Genomic DNA, 14,852 nt, shown 5'->3' with positions numbered 1-14,852 from the left:
GCGCGGGGAGGCCCGCCGGGAGCCGTTCCGCTCCCGGAGCGGAACGGCGGGCCCGTGGTCCGTCGGCGGTGCCCGCCGCAGTCCCGGGCCGGTGCTGTCGTCCGGTGCGGGCCCGTGCGGGGCACGGCCGTCCGTGGGTGTGTCCGGACCGGTGGCGGGCCGGTGCCCCGGGGAAACGTATCCCTCCGTCCCCGCGGGCGTGGCCGACGACGATCGCCTCAGCCGCCCCGGCGTAGGGAGGCCGCTGCCTTCCCGGCCTGGGGCGGATGCCGGACGCCGCCCGGCGGGCCCGTGGTCCGTCGGCGGTGCCCGCCGGTGCCCCGGCCCGCGGCGGGCGGCCCGGTGTTCCGGGGCGGTCAGCCGCTGGTGCGGACGACCACCCGGACCCCGCGGTAGTCGTCCAGGCCGGTGAGCAGGGTCGGCCGCCCGTGCACCCCGCCCCGCTCGTCCTCGCGCACGGAGCCGCCGAAGAAGTCGGCCCAGGCGTACGCGGCCTCCGCGCCTCCCCGGGAGGCGGTGCCGTGCAGCCCGCCGTCGCGGTCCAGCAGCCATTCGACCGGTGGAAGACGGTGTTCGGACTCGGCGGCCACCAGCCGGGGCAGCAGGGCCGCGGCGCGGCTGCGCGCCTCGTACGCGGGTTCCTCGGATGCGTGCGTCACGGCGTCCCCCCGTCGTTGCCCGCGCGGGTGCGGGGCGTCGTTCGTCTCCGGCCCCCATTCTTGCCGGTCGGGGGCGGGAGCGGCGGGGAAAACCCGAATCCGTGGACGACCGCCGTGACCGGCCCGACCCCGCCCCGGCGTCGAGGGGCCCCGGCGCGGCTGCTTTGATGCACCGGGGCGGACGCCGCCCCGCCACGGACACGGAAAGGCCGGTGGGCCGCGATGACCCCTCCCGCGACGGGAACGCCCTGGCTGCGTCGCTTCCACGACAGGCCGCACGCCCGGACCACGCTGGTGCTGTTCCCCCACGCGGGCGGCACGGCCAACTTCTACCGCGACTGGTCGGCCGACCTGCCCGCGGAGTACGCGCTGGCCGCCGTCCAGTACCCGGGCCGCGAGACCCGGTTGCGCGAGCCCCTGCCCGAGCGCCTGGAGGACCTGGCCGACGGTGCGGCGGCGGCGCTGGAGGGCCACCTGACCGGGCCCTACGCGCTGTTCGGCCACAGCATGGGCTCGCTGGTCGCCTACGAGACCGCCCTCCGCCTGGCGGCCGGGCCGCTGGGCCCGCCGGTGCGCCTGTTCGCGTCGGCGCGGCGCCCGCCGGGCCGGGAGGGCACCGCCTCCGGGGTGCACCTGCTGGACGACGACGGGCTGGTCGCCGTCATCGAGAAGCTCGGCGGCACGCCCCCCGGCCTGTTGGACGACCCCGACCTGCGGTCCCTGGTGCTGCCCGCCGTGCGGGCCGACTACCGCAACATCGCCGCCTACCGCCCCGGGGACCCCGTTCCCCTGGACGTGCCGGTCACGGCGCTGGCGGGGGCCGACGACCCCTCGGTGGCCCCCGCCGAGGTGGACGGCTGGGGCGCGTTCACCACCCGGGGGCACGTCCTGGAGGTGCTGCCCGGCGACCACTTCTTCCCGGTGCGGCGGCGGGCCGAGGTGCTGCGCATCGTCGCCCGCGACCTCGCGGGCGGAGCCTGACCGGTGCCGTCGGGGGACGTCGCCTCCGGGGCCGCGCGGTGCCCTCCCCGGCCGGGCACGAGGGCACGGCTCGCTTTCCGGTCAGGCGCGCGGGTCGACCGGGTCGGCGGCCGGGCCCTCGATCCGGAACCGGTCCAGCGCGGTGACCACGTACGCCCCCTCGCCGTCGGAGCCGTCCGTCCACGAGGGCGTGCCGGTGACCCCGAGCAGCGCTTCGGAGGTCAGCGCCTCGCACACGTCCTCGACCCCGCCTGCGGCGACCGCCCGCGCCCGGTCCGCGTCGATGCGGTACACCGCGTAGGAGCGGGCGCCGTCCAGGGCGTCCCAGGACAGCTCGGTGCCCTCCCCGCCGGTCTCGGCGCTCAGGCCGCGCACCGCCCCGACCTCCGGGTCGGTGTCGGGGGCCACGTCGCCCAGCGGCGGCAGCGCCGGGTCGGTGTAGTACTCCCCGGCCAGGTGGGCGAAGGCGTCGGCGGCCTCCTCGGTGAGCGAGGTGAACGAGAAGTACACGTCGCCGCCCACCTCCTCCACACCGTCGGAGTAGTCGAGCTGGTCCGTCAGGGAGCTCTCGCCCCACCCCGGCTCGCCCACCCGGTAGGCGGCCTGGCCGACGTACAGGTCCACGCCGGTGCCCTCGACCTGGTCGGCCCACCAGTCGGTGAGGACCTCGTAGTCGGCGGCGCCGAACCCGCGCTCCCAGTACAGCTGGGGCACCACGTAGTCGATGGTCCCGTCCTGGATCCAGGTGCGGGTGTCGGCGTGCTGGGCGGCGTAGGACTCCAGGCCGTCGGTGTCCGAGCCGGCGGGGTCGCTGCCGGAGTTGCGCCAGATGCCGAACGGCGAGATGCCGAACCGGACCCAGGGCTTGGTGTCCTCGATGCGCTCGTGGATCCCGGCGACGAAGCGGTCGACGTTGTCGCGGCGCCAGTCGTCGCGGTCCTCGAAGCCGTCGCCGTGGGCCTCCCACGAGTCGTCGTCGCCGAACTCCTCCCCCTCCTTGGGGTAGGGGTAGAAGAAGTCGTCGAAGTGGACGCCGTCGATGTCGTAGCGGTCCACGACGTCCATGATCACGTCGGTGACCCAGCCCCGCACCTCGGGGTTCCCGGGGTCGAGGAAGCCCTCGCCGCCGTAGCGGACCATCCAGTCGGGGTTGTCCTTGACGGGGTGGTCGTCGGCGAGGGTCTCCAGGTCGGAGGAGATGCCGACCCGGTAGGGGTTGAACCAGGCGTGCAGTTCCAAGCCGCGCTCGTGCGCGCCGGCCACGGCGTACTCCAGCGGGTCGTAGCCGGGGTCGCCGCCCTGCTCGCCGGTGAGGTAGCGCGTCCAGGGCTCCAGGTCGGACTCGTAGAGCGCGTCGGTGGTGGGGCGCACGTGCAGGAAGACGGTGTTCAGGCCCAGGTCGGCGGCCTCGTCGAGGCGGGCGTCCAGCTCCTCCTGCTGCTCCCCGGCCGACAGGCCGGGCTCGGAGGGCCAGTCGATGTTGCCCACGGTGGTGAGCCAGGCGCCGCGCATCTCCCGCTTGTCGTCGGCGGCCCGGCACAGGGAGGAGCCGGGGCCGGGCGCGGGGGTGTCCGCGGCGCCCGCGACCACGTATCCGGCGGCGACCACCGCGGCGGCGGCGCCGAAGGCCGCCCACTTCCGGTAGGGGCGGGGAGCGGGGCGGGTGCTGTGTCGACCGGGTGCCACATGACCTCCTCGGGGCCTGGCTGGGGGCGCCGAGCGGCGCACCAGGCATCAGAGTAGGTCATTGCATAACATTTTGGACACGCAGAGGCGCCCTGGAGAATATTTTTACCTTTGCCGGGTAAACCGACGCGCCGGTCCGTGCCCGGAGCGGCCGGGCTCAGTCGGTGACGGCCTGGCCGTGCTTCCAGTACCCCACGAAGGTGATGTCGTCCTTGGCGTAGCCCCGCTCGCGCACCAGGTGGCGGCGCAGCTCCGTGGGCAGCGCGTTCTCCCCGGCGACGAAGCAGTACGTGCGCTCCTCGGGCAGGTCGGCGGCGCGCACCGCCTCCAGGGCCAGGCGGCCGGGCACGTCATGCGGGTCGGTACGAGCCAGCCAGTGCACCTCGACCCCCGGGAGCGCGCGCAGCGGGCGCACGTCGTCGGAGGAGGGCACCTCCAGGTACACGCGGGCCCGCAGTGTCTCGGGCGCCTGCTCCAGGATCGACACCAGGGCGGGGAGCGCGCTCTCGTCGCCCACCAGCAGCTGGGCCCGCGCCCCGGGGGAGGGCAGGTAGTAGACGCCGTCGGTGAGCAGGCCGATCTCGTCGCCCGGGCGGGCGCCGCGGGCCCAGGCCGAGGCGGGGCCGCCCTCGCCGTGGTCGACGAACTCGATGTCCATCTCCCGGGCGAGCGGGTCGAACCGGCGCACCGAGTAGTTGCGCACGTAGGGCTGGCGCTCCTTGGGCATGTCGTACAGCTGCGACACCCAGCGGCGGTCGGCGTCGGTCGGCAGGTGCAGGTTCTCCTGGCCGGGCCGCGTCAGGAACAGGCGCACGAACTGGTCGCGGCCCAGGAACTCGAAGTCCGCCAGCGCGTCCCCGCCCAGGGTGACGTTGATGAAGTGCTCGGTGACGCGTTCCGTGCGCACGACGCGGGCGCGCATGATCGCGCGGTGGGCGGGGTTCTCGACACGCACAGAGCACTCTTCTCAGGATCGGACGAAGGAACACGAACTTCACATGAGGTTAGCCTTACCAACCCGTGCCCGTCGAGCCGGGGCGGCGGCTCCGGCCCCGGCGTTCTTCGCGCACCCCGCTCCCGCGGCGGCCCCCGGCCCGGCGCCGCGGGGCTGTGCGCCGTGGCCGCCCTGCTGTCCTGGGCGATCCGCACCCGCAGCCCGGAACCGGGCCCCGACCGGGTTCGTTGAGTCCTGCGCAGAACTCCCGGTTCTGCCCAGAGCCTCAGGAAGGCCACCGATGGAACCCGCCGCCCCCGGCAGTCCCCGCGTCCTCGAACTGTTCCGCTTCCACGACCCCCGGCACGCGGTCGCCGCGCTGGTCACCGTCCCCGACACCCCCGGTGCCCCGGCCGTGGCGGCCGAACTCGTGGTGGAGAGCGCCTTCGTCAGCGGCCGGGTCGGCCTGTCCCTGACCGGCGCGGACCTGGCCGACTGGGAGCTGCGGCTGGCCGACTTGGAGGCCCTGCGCGCCGTGCAGTGGCCGCCCGCGGAACAGGGGGCCTGGCTGTCGGTGGTGCCCGACGCCCCGTTCCTGATCACCGTGTACGACGCCGGGCGCGTCCCGGTCGAGGTGCGGGTGCCCGTGGACCCGGCGGGGCGGCAATGGCAGGAGGAGAACCGGGCCGCCCTGGACCGGGTCCGCCGGGCCTGGGAGGAGGCCGGCGGCTGAGCACCGGACCTCCCGTGCCGCGCGCCGCCCCGCCCCTCAGGCGGGGCCCAGGCGCCGGTCCAGGAGGTCCGCCAGAACCGCGCAGCCGCGCCGCAGGCCGGCCGCCGACACCGATCCGTACCCCAGCACCAGGCCGTGCACCGTGGGCGTCCCGTGGCTGGTGCGGCCGGTGTCGTCCACCACCACCCCGCGGGCGGCGGCCCCGGCGACCACCGGGGCCACCTCCGCCGCGGGCAGCGGCAGCATCGCGTGCAGCCCCGCGGTGTCCCCGGTCAGCCGCGGCCCCAGGTACTCGATGAGCAGGGCCCGGCGGCGCGCGTACTCGGCGCGCATCCGCCGCAGGTGCCGGTCCAGGTCGCCGCGCTCCAGCAGCAGCGCCGTGGCGGCCTGCACCGGACCCGGCGTGCGGTCGGTCAGGCCGCGGCGCACCCGGGCCAGGTGCTCCACCAGGTCGGGCTCGGCGACGATCCACCCGATGCCCAGGTCGGGGGTGAGGGTCTTGGACAGGGTGCCCAGCAGCACCACCCGCCCCGGGTCCATCCCGTACAGCGCGGGCAGCGGGGCCACGTCGTAGCGGAACTCGGCGTCGTAGTCGTCCTCGACGACCACCGCCCCCGTCGCGCGGGCCCAGGAGATGAGCAGCTCGCGCCGGGGCACCGGCAGCCGCCCGCCCAGCGGGTACTGGTGGGCCGGAGTGGTGTACACCATGCCCAGGCCGCCGGGGAGCGCGTCCACGACCAGGCCGTCCCCGTCCACCGGGCAGGGCACGATGCGGGCGCCGCGCGCGGCCAGCACCGTGCGGGCCCTGCCGTACCCCGGCTCCTCCACCCCCACCCGGTCGCCCGGGGCGATCAGGGCGGCCCCCGCCAGGTCCAGTCCGTTGCCGGTGCCGCGGGTGACCAGGATGTTCTCCGGACCCACGGCGATGCCGCGGGCCCGGCGCAGGTGGTCGGCGAGCAGGGCGCGCAGCCGCGGCAGGCCGCGCGGGTCGGGGTCGTCGTCCTGGGGCAGGTCGGCGGCCGAGCGCCAGGCCCGGCGCCAAGCGGCCCGGTCCACCGACCCCACCCAGGGTGCTCCGGGGCGCAGGTCGATGAGGCCGCGGGCGCGCAGCTCGCCGCGCGAGGGCCGCCCGTCCGGCCCGGCGATGCGGCCGCCGCGGGCGGCGGCGGTGCGCCAGGCGGGCTCGATGGGCGCGGGCTCCGCGGGCGCGGGCGCGGCCCCCGGGGCGACGAACGTGCCCGACCCGTGGCGGCCCTCCAGCCACCCCTCGGCGTAGAGCTGCTGGAAGGCGTCGGTGACGACGGTGCGGCTCACCCCCAGCCGGGCGGCGAGGGACCGGCTGGAGGGCAGGCGCTCGCCCTCGGCCAGGGACCCGTCGGCCACGGCGGCGCGCAGGGCGGCGGCCAGCTGGACGGTGAGCGGCGCGCCGCTGGACCGGTCCAGGTGCAGGGCGGGTTCGGTGTGCTGTCGTGGCACGGGCACCGGCTCCTAGTCCCGGAGGTGGTAGAGGCCGACCGGGGCGGGCGGCGGCAGCGGAGGGGCCGCCGCGGCGTCGGCGCGGAAGGACCGCAGCAGGTGGGCGACCAGGCGCCGGGCGGCGGCGCCCGCCGCCTGGGGGGTGTCGGCGCGGATGCCCTCGACGGCCATGAGGACCAGGGTGAGGTCGGTGCGGTGGAAGTCGGTGCGCAGCGCGCCGGACTCCTGCGCGCGCCGGATCAGCCGGGCGATCCCCTCCTCGGCCCGGATGCGGCGCTCCTCCAGTTCGGGGGACAGCGCGGCGTTGCGCAGGAACGCGGCGCCGAACCCCCGGTCGGCGACCTGCATGGCGGCGACCCGGTACAGGGTGGAGGCGAACCCGCGCCAGGGGTCGGGGTCGGCCAGGGCGTGGTCGACGGTGTCGGCGCAGGCGGAGGCCTGGTCGGAGAACGCCTCGGCGACCAGGGCGTCCCGGGTGGGGAAGCGCCGGTAGAGGGTGGCGGTGCCCACCCCGGCGCGGCGGGCGATGGTGGCCATCGGCACGTCGATCCCGTGGGAGGCGAACGCGTCCCGGGCGGCGAGCAGGATGCGTTCTCGGTTGCGGAGGGCGTCGGTGCGCAGCGGGGGCTCGGGCGGGGCCATCTGAGACGAATCGGCGGGCATGTGTCTCACATTACCGCTAAGTGGACGATGCCCTCCGTTTCCCTGGTTAGCGTTCACGTGGCGCCGGCCGAGAGCCGGTCCGGCGCCCGCGGGTGAACGGAGGAGACGGGTGGCACAGGAGATGCGCGCGGCGCTGTTCGACCGGGTCGGACCGCCGGAGGTGATCTACGAGGGGCGCCGCCCCGTTCCCGACCCCGGGGACGACAAGGTGCTGGTGCGGGTGCTGGCCTCCAGCGTCAACGGAGGCGAGCTGTCCGGCCGCTCCGGTGACCTGGGGCTGCTGGGCTCCCTGGTCATGGGACCCTTCCCCCGGGCGGTCGGCCTGGACTTCGCCGGGGAGGTGGCCTCGGTCGGGGCGGACGTGCGCGGCGTCGCGGTCGGCGAGCGGGTGTGGGGGCTGATCCGCGGCTTCGGGGCCATGGCCGAGTACGTGGCGGTCCCGCCGGACCGGATGGCCCGGATGCCCGAGGGCATGGAGCCCGTCGCGGCGGTGACGATCCCGGTCGCCACCACCGTGGTCACCGCGCTGCGCGACAAGGCGCGGCTGCGCCCGGGGGAGCGGCTGCTGGTGCGCGGCGCCACCGGGGGAGTGGGCGTGGGCGGGGTGCAGCTGGGCCGGGCCTACGGGGCGCACGTCACCGCCCTGGCCAGGGCCGAGCACCTGGACCTGGCCCGGGACCTGGGGGCGCACGAGGCCTTCGACTACCGCACCACCGCCCCGGCCGGCCTGGGCCGGTTCGACGTCGTCCTGGACACCGTCGGCACGGACCTGCGCGCCTACCGGCGGCTGCTGGCCCCGGGCGGGCGGATGGTCGCGGTGTCCTTCGACACGGCCAGGCCCCTGCGCTCGGTGGGCTACATCCTGGGCTCGGCGGTGTTCGGCCGCCGCCGGGTGCGGTTCTTCAGCGGGAACCCCCGCCGGGACCTGCTGGAGGAGGTGGCCCGCCTGGCGGAGGCCGGGGACCTGCGGCCGGTGGTGGACCGGGTGTTCCCGCTCTCCGACGTGGCCGGGGCGCACCGGGCGCTGGAGGCCGGGGGAGTGCGGGGCAAGGTGGTCGTCGACGTCACGGCCTGAGCCCGAGAAGTGGTCGTGCGTTCCGGGGCGGAAGTGGACCTGTCCACAGGTCCACCCGGCCCCTAGCGTGAAGGCATGCTCTCGACCACCGAAACCGCGGACGCCCGCGGCCCGCAGGCCCCGGACGCCGGGTCCGCCCCGCTGTCCCCCACGGACCGGACCCGGCTGCGCCGGGGAAGGCACAAGCAGCGCGCCGACCGCGCCGAGCTGTACGCCCTGCTCGACGAGGGGCTGTTCTGCCACCTCGGCGTCGTCGTGGACGGCGCCCCGCGGGTGCTGCCCACCGCCTACGGGCGCGTCGGCGACACCCTGTACCTGCACGGGTCCACGGGTGCGCGCTCGCTGGACACCGGCGGCGAGGTGTGCGTGGCGGTCACCCTGGTCGACGGCCTGGTGCTGGCCCGGTCGGCGTTCCACCACTCGGTCAACCACCGGTCGGCGGTGGTCTACGGCCGCCCGCGGGTGGTCGACGACGAGGACGAGCGCACGGCCGGGCTGCGGGCCCTGACCGAGCAGGTCGCCCCGGGGCGGTGGGACGCGGTTCGCGTGCCCACCCGCAAGGAGATGGCGGCCACCCGGGTGCTGGCGCTGTCGCTGGCCGAGGCGTCGGTCAAGGTCCGGACCGGCCCGCCGGTCGACGACGAGGAGGACCTGGCGCTGGACGTGTGGGCCGGGGTCGTCCCGGTGCGCTCGGTGTTCGGCGAGCCGGAGCCGGACCCGCTGCTGCGGGAGGGCATCGGGGTGCCGCGGCACATCGCGGAGCACCGCTCGCCCTGAGGCTGTGGGGCGGGCCGGGACCGCTTGCGCGGAACCGGTTGTGCGCGGGGCGTGGGATGGCTATGTTCTGCTGTGATCACTCACTGTAGTCATGACATCACTCGAAGGAGTGTGCCCTGGTGCTGCACGGCCTCCTGCTCCCGGCCCTCGCCCTCGCCCTGCTGCCGGCCCCGGCGGTCCCCGCGGCTGTGGCCACCGCCGGACCCGCCGCCACGGGCGAGGCGGTGCGGGCGGCGCCGGGCCACTGCGACGGGGCCGTCCGCTCCGGGACCGCCTGGCAGGCCTCCTGCCGGGCCCTGCCGCGGCTGCCCGGCGACGCCGGGCCCCGGGCGCTGGCCGAGCGGGTCCGCGCCCTGCTGCCCCTGCCCGCGCCGATGGGCGCCGACGACCGGGCGGTGGCCGCCGGGGCCCGCCTCGAACTGCGACCGGCCGCCGACGCGCGCCGGGAGGTGCGCGTGGGGGCGTCCGCCCGCGGCCACCGCGTCACCGTCGCGGCCGTGCCCCGCCGCGCCCGCTGGGAGATGGGGGACGGCACCGTCGTCACCTGCGAGATCCCCGACGGGGACTGCGCCCACACCTACACCGGCCCCTCCGAGCACGAGCCCGAGGGCGCCTACTCCGTCACCGCCGCCCTGTCCTGGGAGGTGCGCTGGTGGGACGGGCTCGGCAACGGCGGCGTACTGGACCCCCTGGTCACCGACCGCACCCGGGTCGTGCGGGTGCGCGACATCGACGCCCAGCTGCGGTGACCGCCGCCGGGGGCGGCCCGGCGGCGCCCCGCCCCGGGGTCGACCGGAAGACGGGAGAAGTCGCGTGAGTGGAGGACATCAAGTGTCCTCCACTGCCGGGAAGGTGAGGCGATCGAACCGAGACGAACGAGACGGGGGACGGCCATGACCGTTCTGGTGACAGGAGCGACGGGCACCGTGGGGCGCCATCTGGTGCGGGGGCTGGCCGAGCGGGGGCACCCGGTCCGGGCGCTGACCCGGCGCCCCGACCGCGCCGACCTCGGCCCCGGGGTGGAGGTCGTCGGCGGCGACCTGACCGACGCCGCGACGCTGGAGGAGGCGTTCACGGGGGTGGACGCCGTCCACCTCATCACCTTCGGCGGGGACGACGGGGCCGAGCTGGCCAACGCCGGCGAGATCCTCGCCCTGGCCCGGGAGGGCGGGGCGCGGCGCGCCACCGTCCTGGGGGCCTTCGGCGGCAGTCCCCTGGAGGACGCCGTGCGCGGGTCGGACCTGGAGTGGACGGTGCTGGTACCGCTGGAGTTCATGTCCGGCGCGCTGGAGTGGGCGCCCGACGTGCGCGAGACGGGAGCGGTGCGCACCCTGGCCGCCTGGCCCAGCGCCGCGGTCCACGAGGCCGACATCGCCGCCGTCGCGCTGACGGCGCTGACCGAGGGCGGGCAGGGCGGGCGCGACCTGGTGCTGACCGGGCCGCAGGCGCTCACCCCGGCCGAGCGGGCGCGGGACCTGGGGGACGCGCTGGGGCGCGAGGTCGCCTGGGTGCGGCTGACCGAGGAGCAGGAGCGCGAGCGCCTGCGCGCGCAGGGGTTCCCCGAGGACTACGTCGAGTTCGGGATCGCGCTGGCCACCGACCCGCCCGGGACGGCGGGCCGGGTGCTGCCCACGGTGGAGGAGGTCACCGGGCGCCCGGCGCTCACCTTCGCGCGGTGGGCGCGGGAGAACGCCGACGCCTTCCGCGCCTGACCCCGGCGCCGGGGGCCGGGCCGCGCGTGCGGGACGGACGTCCCGCACGCGCGGCCCGTGGCCCGGATGCGTCGGAAGCGGGACGGGTCCGACGCCCCCGGGCACGGGTCCGGCCCGCGCCCGGGGCGCCCGTGGGTCAGGCGGGGGCGGCCTCCAGGAGCGCGTACCCCGACGGGGGCGCCAGGATCCGCACCGAGGCCAGCGTGAACCCTGCCCGGGAGCACAGCGCCTCGAAGTCGGCGCGGGTGCGCTCGCGCCCGCCCGTGTTGACCATCATGTTCAGGTCGCTCAGGAACGGCACCGGCGGCCCGTCCGCGCCCGGCCCGTCCGGCAGCATCGGCTCCACCAGCAGCACCCGGCCGCCGTCGGACACCGCCTCCCGGCAGCGCGACAGGATCGCCCCGGCCCGCTCGTCGTCCCAGTCGTGGATGATGCTCTTGAGCAGCAGGACGTCCCCGGCCGGGACCGACCGGAAGAAGTCCCCCGACACCACCGAGCACCGGTCGGCGACCCCGGCGCGCTCCAGTACCGCCGGGGCCCGCCCGGCACCGCCCGGCGCGTCGAACAGCACCCCGCGCAGCCGCGGGTGCGCGGCCAGGACCGCGGCGACCAGCGTGCCGTCCCCGCCGCCCACGTCCACCACGGTGGAGAACGGCGCGAAGTCGTAGGCGCCCGGCAGCACCCGGGCGGTGCCGCGGGTGCCGTCGGCCATGGCGCCGTGGAACATCTCCGCCTCTTCGGGGCGCCCGTCCAGGTGCTCGAAGAACGTCTCCCCGTGCGCCCGCTCGAAGGCCACCGACCCGTCCCGCACGCTCTGGGGCAGCCCCCGCCAGGAGTCCAGCAGCAGCGCGTCGGTGTAGAAGCGCGCGATGGCCGCCATGGACCCCGGGTGGCCGGTGCGCAGCAGGCGCCCGGCCGGGGTCAGCGCGTAGCGGCCCCGGCCGGGCTCGGCCACCAGGTCCACGGCGGCCAGCGCCCGCAGCAGGCGCTCCAGGGTGTCGGCGCGGGCGTCCAGGGCACGGGCCAGCTCGGCGGCGGTCGCCTCCCCCTCGCCCAGGGCGTCGGGCAGGCCCAGGCGCACGGCGCCGCCGATCAGGTGGGCGACCATGCCCCCGTACAGCATCCGGCCCAGGGCGAGGTGGGCGCGGGTCTCCTCGTTCGCGTCGGCCACCGGCTCACTCCCCGGAGCCGGCGCGGTGGGGCAGGACCGCGACCGGGACGGTCGCCGCGTGCAGGACCCCCTGGCTGACCGAGCCCAGGAACATGCCGCGGACGCTGCCCCGGCCCCGGGACCCGACCACGACGAGGTCGGCCTCCGCCCCGGCCTCCACCAGCGCCTCCACCGGGTTCTTGCGGGTGCGCACCACGGACACGTCCACGTTCTCGACGGTGTCGTCGAACACCTCGGCCAGCACCCCGGCGACGACCTCCTCCGACTGCCGGTCCAGGAACTCCTCGTGCGGGGTCCAGCCCGAGGCGATCAGCGCCTGGGACGCGAACGGGGTGGGCGCCTCCCAGCTGTTGACCACGACCACCTCGGCCCCGGCGGTGCGCGCCGCCTGGTGCAGGGCGAAGTCCAGGGCGTGCTGGGAGTCCAGCGAGCCGTCCACGCCGACGACGATGCGCCGCGGGTCGACCGGGACCGCGCCGCCCTCGGCGGGCCGCGGCACCACGACCACCGGGCAGGAGGCGCGCGAGGCCAGGCGGATGCCCGCCGACCCGGCCAGGGCCGAGCGGACCGGGCCGAAGCCGCGCGAGCCCACCACGAGCAGGTCGCCGGGGCCGGCGCGGTGCAGCAGCGCGGACGCGGGGTCCTCCGGCGCGAGTTCGGTGAGGACCTCCACGCCGGGGCCGGCCCCGCGGGCGTGGGCGGCGGCCTCCTCCAGGATGGCGGTGCCCTGCCGGGAGATCTCCTCGGTGGGAGGGAACCGGGTGCGCCCGGCGTAGACGCTCGTCACGACCGGCATCGACAGGGCGTGCACCGCCTTGAGCGGCCACCCCCTGCGCGCCGCCTCGGCGGCGGCCCACTCCAGGCCCGCCCGTGCCTCGGCGGAGCCGTCCACACCCGCCACCACCGCCGGCGTGCGCTCCTGGTCGTCGGTCATCGCTGCTGCCTCCTCGGCCCGGGGCGCCCTGGCCCGCGTCTTTTCTGGAGTGTGCCCCACGGGTGCCGCGGGAACCGGGAGCACGGATGGTGCTGCGGTGGACCCCGCCGTCTCAGGGGCGGGGTCCGCTCCCCGCGGGCGAGCGCTCCCCGTGCGCGGCGGCGCGGGCGGCGTGCTCCTCGGTCCAGGCGACCAGCGGCACGAGGCGCTCGGTCACCTCGCGTCCGGCCGGGGTGAGGCTGTACTCCACGTGCGGGGGCACCACCGGCCGCGCGTCGCGCAGCACCAGGCCCTCGGCCTCGAAGGAGCGCAGGGTGCGCGCGAGCATCTTCTCGCTGACACCCTGGATGCGGCGCAACAGGCCGCTCCAGCGCATCGGACCGTCCTTCAGCGCCACCAGGACCAGGACGCCCCACTTGGAGGTGACCTCCCCCAGCAGGCGCCGGGACGGGCAGTCGGCGCTGAACACCTCGCCCTGCGGAAGACCCCCTGCGATGCTCACGCCTCCAACCTACCCGCAGGGTGCGCGAGCCGCGCTGCGGAGCCGCCGACCCTCCGGGGCGGCTATCGTCCGGTAGGCGGGAACCGGTCCCGGACCCCCGGCGCGCTCCCGCGCCGCGCAGTACAGACAAGGAACCTCAGGCTTGCAGACGAACTCCCCGGCGCCCCGGCCGCCGAGCACCGACCGGCGGGCGGGCATGCCCCCGTGGCTGCCCCGGGCCATCATGCTGGTGATGTGGACCGTCACGGCCTTCGGCGTGGCCCTGTGGCTGTTCCTCCAGTTGCAGGGGCTCATCCTCCTGCTGCTGATCTCCCTCTTCCTGGCGCTGGCCCTGGAGCCCGCCGTCAACTGGCTGCACCGCCGCCGCTGGCCCCGCGGCCCGGCCACCGGCGCGGTCATGCTCCTGGTGCTGCTGGCGACCGGGATCTTCCTGAGCATGCTCGGCTCCATGCTGATCGGGCAGGTGCTGGCGCTGGCCGCCGAGACGCCCCGGATGCTCCGCTCGACGCTGGAGGAGGTCAACTCCGCCTTCGGCACGGACTACTCGTCCACCACCCTGATCGACCAGGTCACCAGTGCCAGCGGGGTGGTCCAGCAGTACGCCTCCCGGATCGCCGACAACGCGCTGGGGGCGGGGACGACCCTGCTGGGGCTGCTCTTCAACGGGCTGGCGATCGCGCTGTTCACGTTCTACCTGTGCGCGGACGGCCCGCGCTTTCGGCGGGTGATCTGCTCGGTGCTGCCGCCGCGCACCCAGCGCGAGGTGCTGCGGGCCTGGGAGATCGCCATCGAGAAGACCGGAGGGTACCTGTACTCGCGGGCGCTGCTGGCCCTGGTCTCGGCGGTCGCGCACTACCTGGTGCTGGTGGCGCTGGACGTGCCCTTCGCGTTCGCGCTGGCGCTGTGGGTGGGCGTGCTGTCGCAGTTCATCCCCACGGTCGGCACCTACATCGGCGGGTTCGTCCCGGTACTGGTGGCGCTGCTCCAGGGGCCGTGGGAGGCCGTGTGGGTGCTGGTGTTCGTGATCGTCTACCAGCAGTTCGAGAACTACGTGCTGCAACCGCGCATCACCGCCCGGACGCTGGACATGCACCCGGCGGTGGCCTTCGGGTCGGTGCTGGCGGGCGTGGCGATCCTGGGGGCGCCGGGCGCCCTGCTCGCCCTGCCGATGGGTGCGAGCATGCAGGCGTTCCTGGGGTCCTACATCCGGCGCTACGAGGTGGAGCAGCACCCGCTGCTGAGCGAGGCGGAGCGGTCGGACGGGCCCGGCGCGGACGGGAGCGGCGGGGAGGGGCCCGCGCAGGAGGGACCCGGGGAGGAACCGGGGCGGACACAGGCCGGAGGGCCCGGGGGGCCGCGGGGCCCGGGGGAGGGCTCCGGGCGGGACGGCGGGGCGGCCGGGGCCACGGATTCCACGGCCCCCTGACACCCTGACCTCCTGCCTAACCTTCAGGTGGGTACCTGACAAAAAGGTGGGTACACGCAGATCGGAATGTGCCTCCCACCTGGCCCGTTGTCCCAGGGCAGCGGCCGGGGACGTCCCGGCCCG

Annotated in this window: 15 protein-coding genes; 7 read left to right on the top strand and 8 right to left on the bottom strand. The window is 76.3% G+C overall.

What is annotated here, in order from left to right:
• Nucleotides 1-356: 356 nt before the first annotated feature.
• Nucleotides 357-659 carry a hypothetical protein gene (locus tag BUE45_RS04135; protein WP_073375053.1) on the bottom strand — a complete coding sequence of 101 codons (303 nt, stop codon included), beginning with the start codon at nt 657-659 and terminating at the stop codon, nt 357-359.
• Between the two features lie 222 nt (nt 660-881).
• Between BUE45_RS04135 and BUE45_RS04130 the strand changes: the two genes are divergently transcribed.
• The gene (locus BUE45_RS04130; RefSeq protein ID WP_073375051.1) at nt 882-1,640 is read left to right on the top strand and encodes a thioesterase II family protein; all 759 of its coding nucleotides are present in this window, start codon (nt 882-884) and stop codon (nt 1,638-1,640) included.
• Between the two features lie 81 nt (nt 1,641-1,721).
• Here BUE45_RS04130 and BUE45_RS04125 read toward each other — a convergent pair whose 3' ends face one another.
• Complete coding sequence (locus BUE45_RS04125) at nt 1,722-3,326, bottom strand: glycoside hydrolase family 10-like protein (RefSeq protein ID WP_084736863.1); 1,605 nt, start codon at nt 3,324-3,326, stop codon at nt 1,722-1,724.
• Nucleotides 3,327-3,483: 157 nt separating this feature from the next.
• Nucleotides 3,484-4,281 (bottom strand): siderophore-interacting protein, encoded by a 798-nt coding sequence (locus BUE45_RS04120; RefSeq protein ID WP_073375049.1) that lies wholly within the window; start codon nt 4,279-4,281, stop codon nt 3,484-3,486.
• A 280-nt stretch (nt 4,282-4,561) separates the two neighbouring features.
• On the opposite strand from BUE45_RS04120, the gene BUE45_RS32390 reads away from it, so the two are divergent.
• Nucleotides 4,562-4,993, top strand: a complete 432-nt coding sequence (locus tag BUE45_RS32390; RefSeq protein ID WP_073375046.1) for a DUF5959 family protein — start codon at nt 4,562-4,564, stop codon at nt 4,991-4,993.
• Between the two features lie 36 nt (nt 4,994-5,029).
• Here the strand turns inward: BUE45_RS32390 and pdxR are convergent, their stop codons facing one another.
• Both pdxR and BUE45_RS04105 read right to left on the bottom strand, forming a co-directional pair.
• Nucleotides 5,030-6,469 carry a MocR-like pyridoxine biosynthesis transcription factor PdxR gene (gene pdxR, locus BUE45_RS04110; RefSeq protein WP_073375043.1) on the bottom strand — a complete coding sequence of 480 codons (1,440 nt, stop codon included), beginning with the start codon at nt 6,467-6,469 and terminating at the stop codon, nt 5,030-5,032.
• A gap of 12 nt (nt 6,470-6,481) precedes the next feature.
• Nucleotides 6,482-7,132, bottom strand: a complete 651-nt coding sequence (locus BUE45_RS04105) for a TetR/AcrR family transcriptional regulator (protein WP_073375041.1) — start codon at nt 7,130-7,132, stop codon at nt 6,482-6,484.
• 121 nt (nt 7,133-7,253) lie between these two features.
• Between BUE45_RS04105 and BUE45_RS04100 the strand changes: the two genes are divergently transcribed.
• The 4 genes from BUE45_RS04100 (at nt 7,254) to BUE45_RS04085 (ending at nt 10,696) form a co-directional block, all read left to right on the top strand.
• Nucleotides 7,254-8,207, top strand: a complete 954-nt coding sequence (locus tag BUE45_RS04100) for an NAD(P)-dependent alcohol dehydrogenase (RefSeq protein WP_073375428.1) — start codon at nt 7,254-7,256, stop codon at nt 8,205-8,207.
• A 75-nt stretch (nt 8,208-8,282) separates the two neighbouring features.
• Nucleotides 8,283-8,984 carry a pyridoxamine 5'-phosphate oxidase family protein gene (locus tag BUE45_RS04095; protein WP_084736862.1) on the top strand — a complete coding sequence of 234 codons (702 nt, stop codon included), beginning with the start codon at nt 8,283-8,285 and terminating at the stop codon, nt 8,982-8,984.
• A gap of 119 nt (nt 8,985-9,103) precedes the next feature.
• Nucleotides 9,104-9,733: a hypothetical protein gene (locus tag BUE45_RS04090; RefSeq protein WP_073375039.1), complete on the top strand. Its 630-nt coding sequence runs from the start codon at nt 9,104-9,106 to the stop codon at nt 9,731-9,733.
• A 144-nt stretch (nt 9,734-9,877) separates the two neighbouring features.
• A complete protein-coding gene (locus BUE45_RS04085) occupies nt 9,878-10,696 on the top strand; it encodes an NAD(P)H-binding protein (protein ID WP_073375037.1) in 819 nt (272 codons plus the stop codon).
• A gap of 136 nt (nt 10,697-10,832) precedes the next feature.
• On the opposite strand, the gene BUE45_RS04080 is transcribed toward BUE45_RS04085, so the two are convergent.
• The 3 genes from BUE45_RS04080 to BUE45_RS04070 all read right to left on the bottom strand — a co-directional run bounded on the left by BUE45_RS04080 (nt 10,833) and on the right by BUE45_RS04070 (nt 13,303).
• Nucleotides 10,833-11,867, bottom strand: coding sequence for a methyltransferase (locus tag BUE45_RS04080; RefSeq protein ID WP_218619483.1), 1,035 nt, complete (start codon nt 11,865-11,867; stop codon nt 10,833-10,835).
• Between the two features lie 4 nt (nt 11,868-11,871).
• Entirely contained in the window at nt 11,872-12,801 is a 930-nt protein-coding gene (locus BUE45_RS04075) for a universal stress protein (RefSeq protein WP_073375035.1), read from the bottom strand.
• 112 nt (nt 12,802-12,913) lie between these two features.
• Nucleotides 12,914-13,303, bottom strand: a complete 390-nt coding sequence (locus BUE45_RS04070) for a winged helix-turn-helix transcriptional regulator (RefSeq protein WP_073375033.1) — start codon at nt 13,301-13,303, stop codon at nt 12,914-12,916.
• A 196-nt stretch (nt 13,304-13,499) separates the two neighbouring features.
• Between BUE45_RS04070 and BUE45_RS04065 the strand changes: the two genes are divergently transcribed.
• Nucleotides 13,500-14,729 (top strand): AI-2E family transporter, encoded by a 1,230-nt coding sequence (locus BUE45_RS04065; RefSeq protein ID WP_073375421.1) that lies wholly within the window; start codon nt 13,500-13,502, stop codon nt 14,727-14,729.
• Nucleotides 14,730-14,852: the final 123 nt, after the last annotated feature.

Source organism: Nocardiopsis flavescens (genome assembly GCF_900141985.1).
In the GTDB taxonomy this organism is placed as follows: Bacteria; Actinomycetota; Actinomycetes; order Streptosporangiales; family Streptosporangiaceae; genus Nocardiopsis; species Nocardiopsis flavescens.
This window is presented reverse-complemented; position numbering and strand designations above follow the sequence as displayed.

Coding starts and splice junctions, on each gene's coding strand:
- BUE45_RS04130 (WP_073375051.1), top strand. CDS start 882: ATGACCCCTCCCGCGACGGGAACGCCCTGGCTGCGTCGCTTCCACGAC.
- BUE45_RS32390 (WP_073375046.1), top strand. CDS start 4,562: ATGGAACCCGCCGCCCCCGGCAGTCCCCGCGTCCTCGAACTGTTCCGC.
- BUE45_RS04105 (WP_073375041.1), bottom strand. CDS start 7,132: ATGCCCGCCGATTCGTCTCAGATGGCCCCGCCCGAGCCCCCGCTGCGC.
- BUE45_RS04100 (WP_073375428.1), top strand. CDS start 7,254: ATGCGCGCGGCGCTGTTCGACCGGGTCGGACCGCCGGAGGTGATCTAC.
- BUE45_RS04095 (WP_084736862.1), top strand. CDS start 8,283: ATGCTCTCGACCACCGAAACCGCGGACGCCCGCGGCCCGCAGGCCCCG.
- BUE45_RS04085 (WP_073375037.1), top strand. CDS start 9,878: ATGACCGTTCTGGTGACAGGAGCGACGGGCACCGTGGGGCGCCATCTG.
- BUE45_RS04075 (WP_073375035.1), bottom strand. CDS start 12,801: ATGACCGACGACCAGGAGCGCACGCCGGCGGTGGTGGCGGGTGTGGAC.
- BUE45_RS04065 (WP_073375421.1), top strand. CDS start 13,500: ATGCCCCCGTGGCTGCCCCGGGCCATCATGCTGGTGATGTGGACCGTC.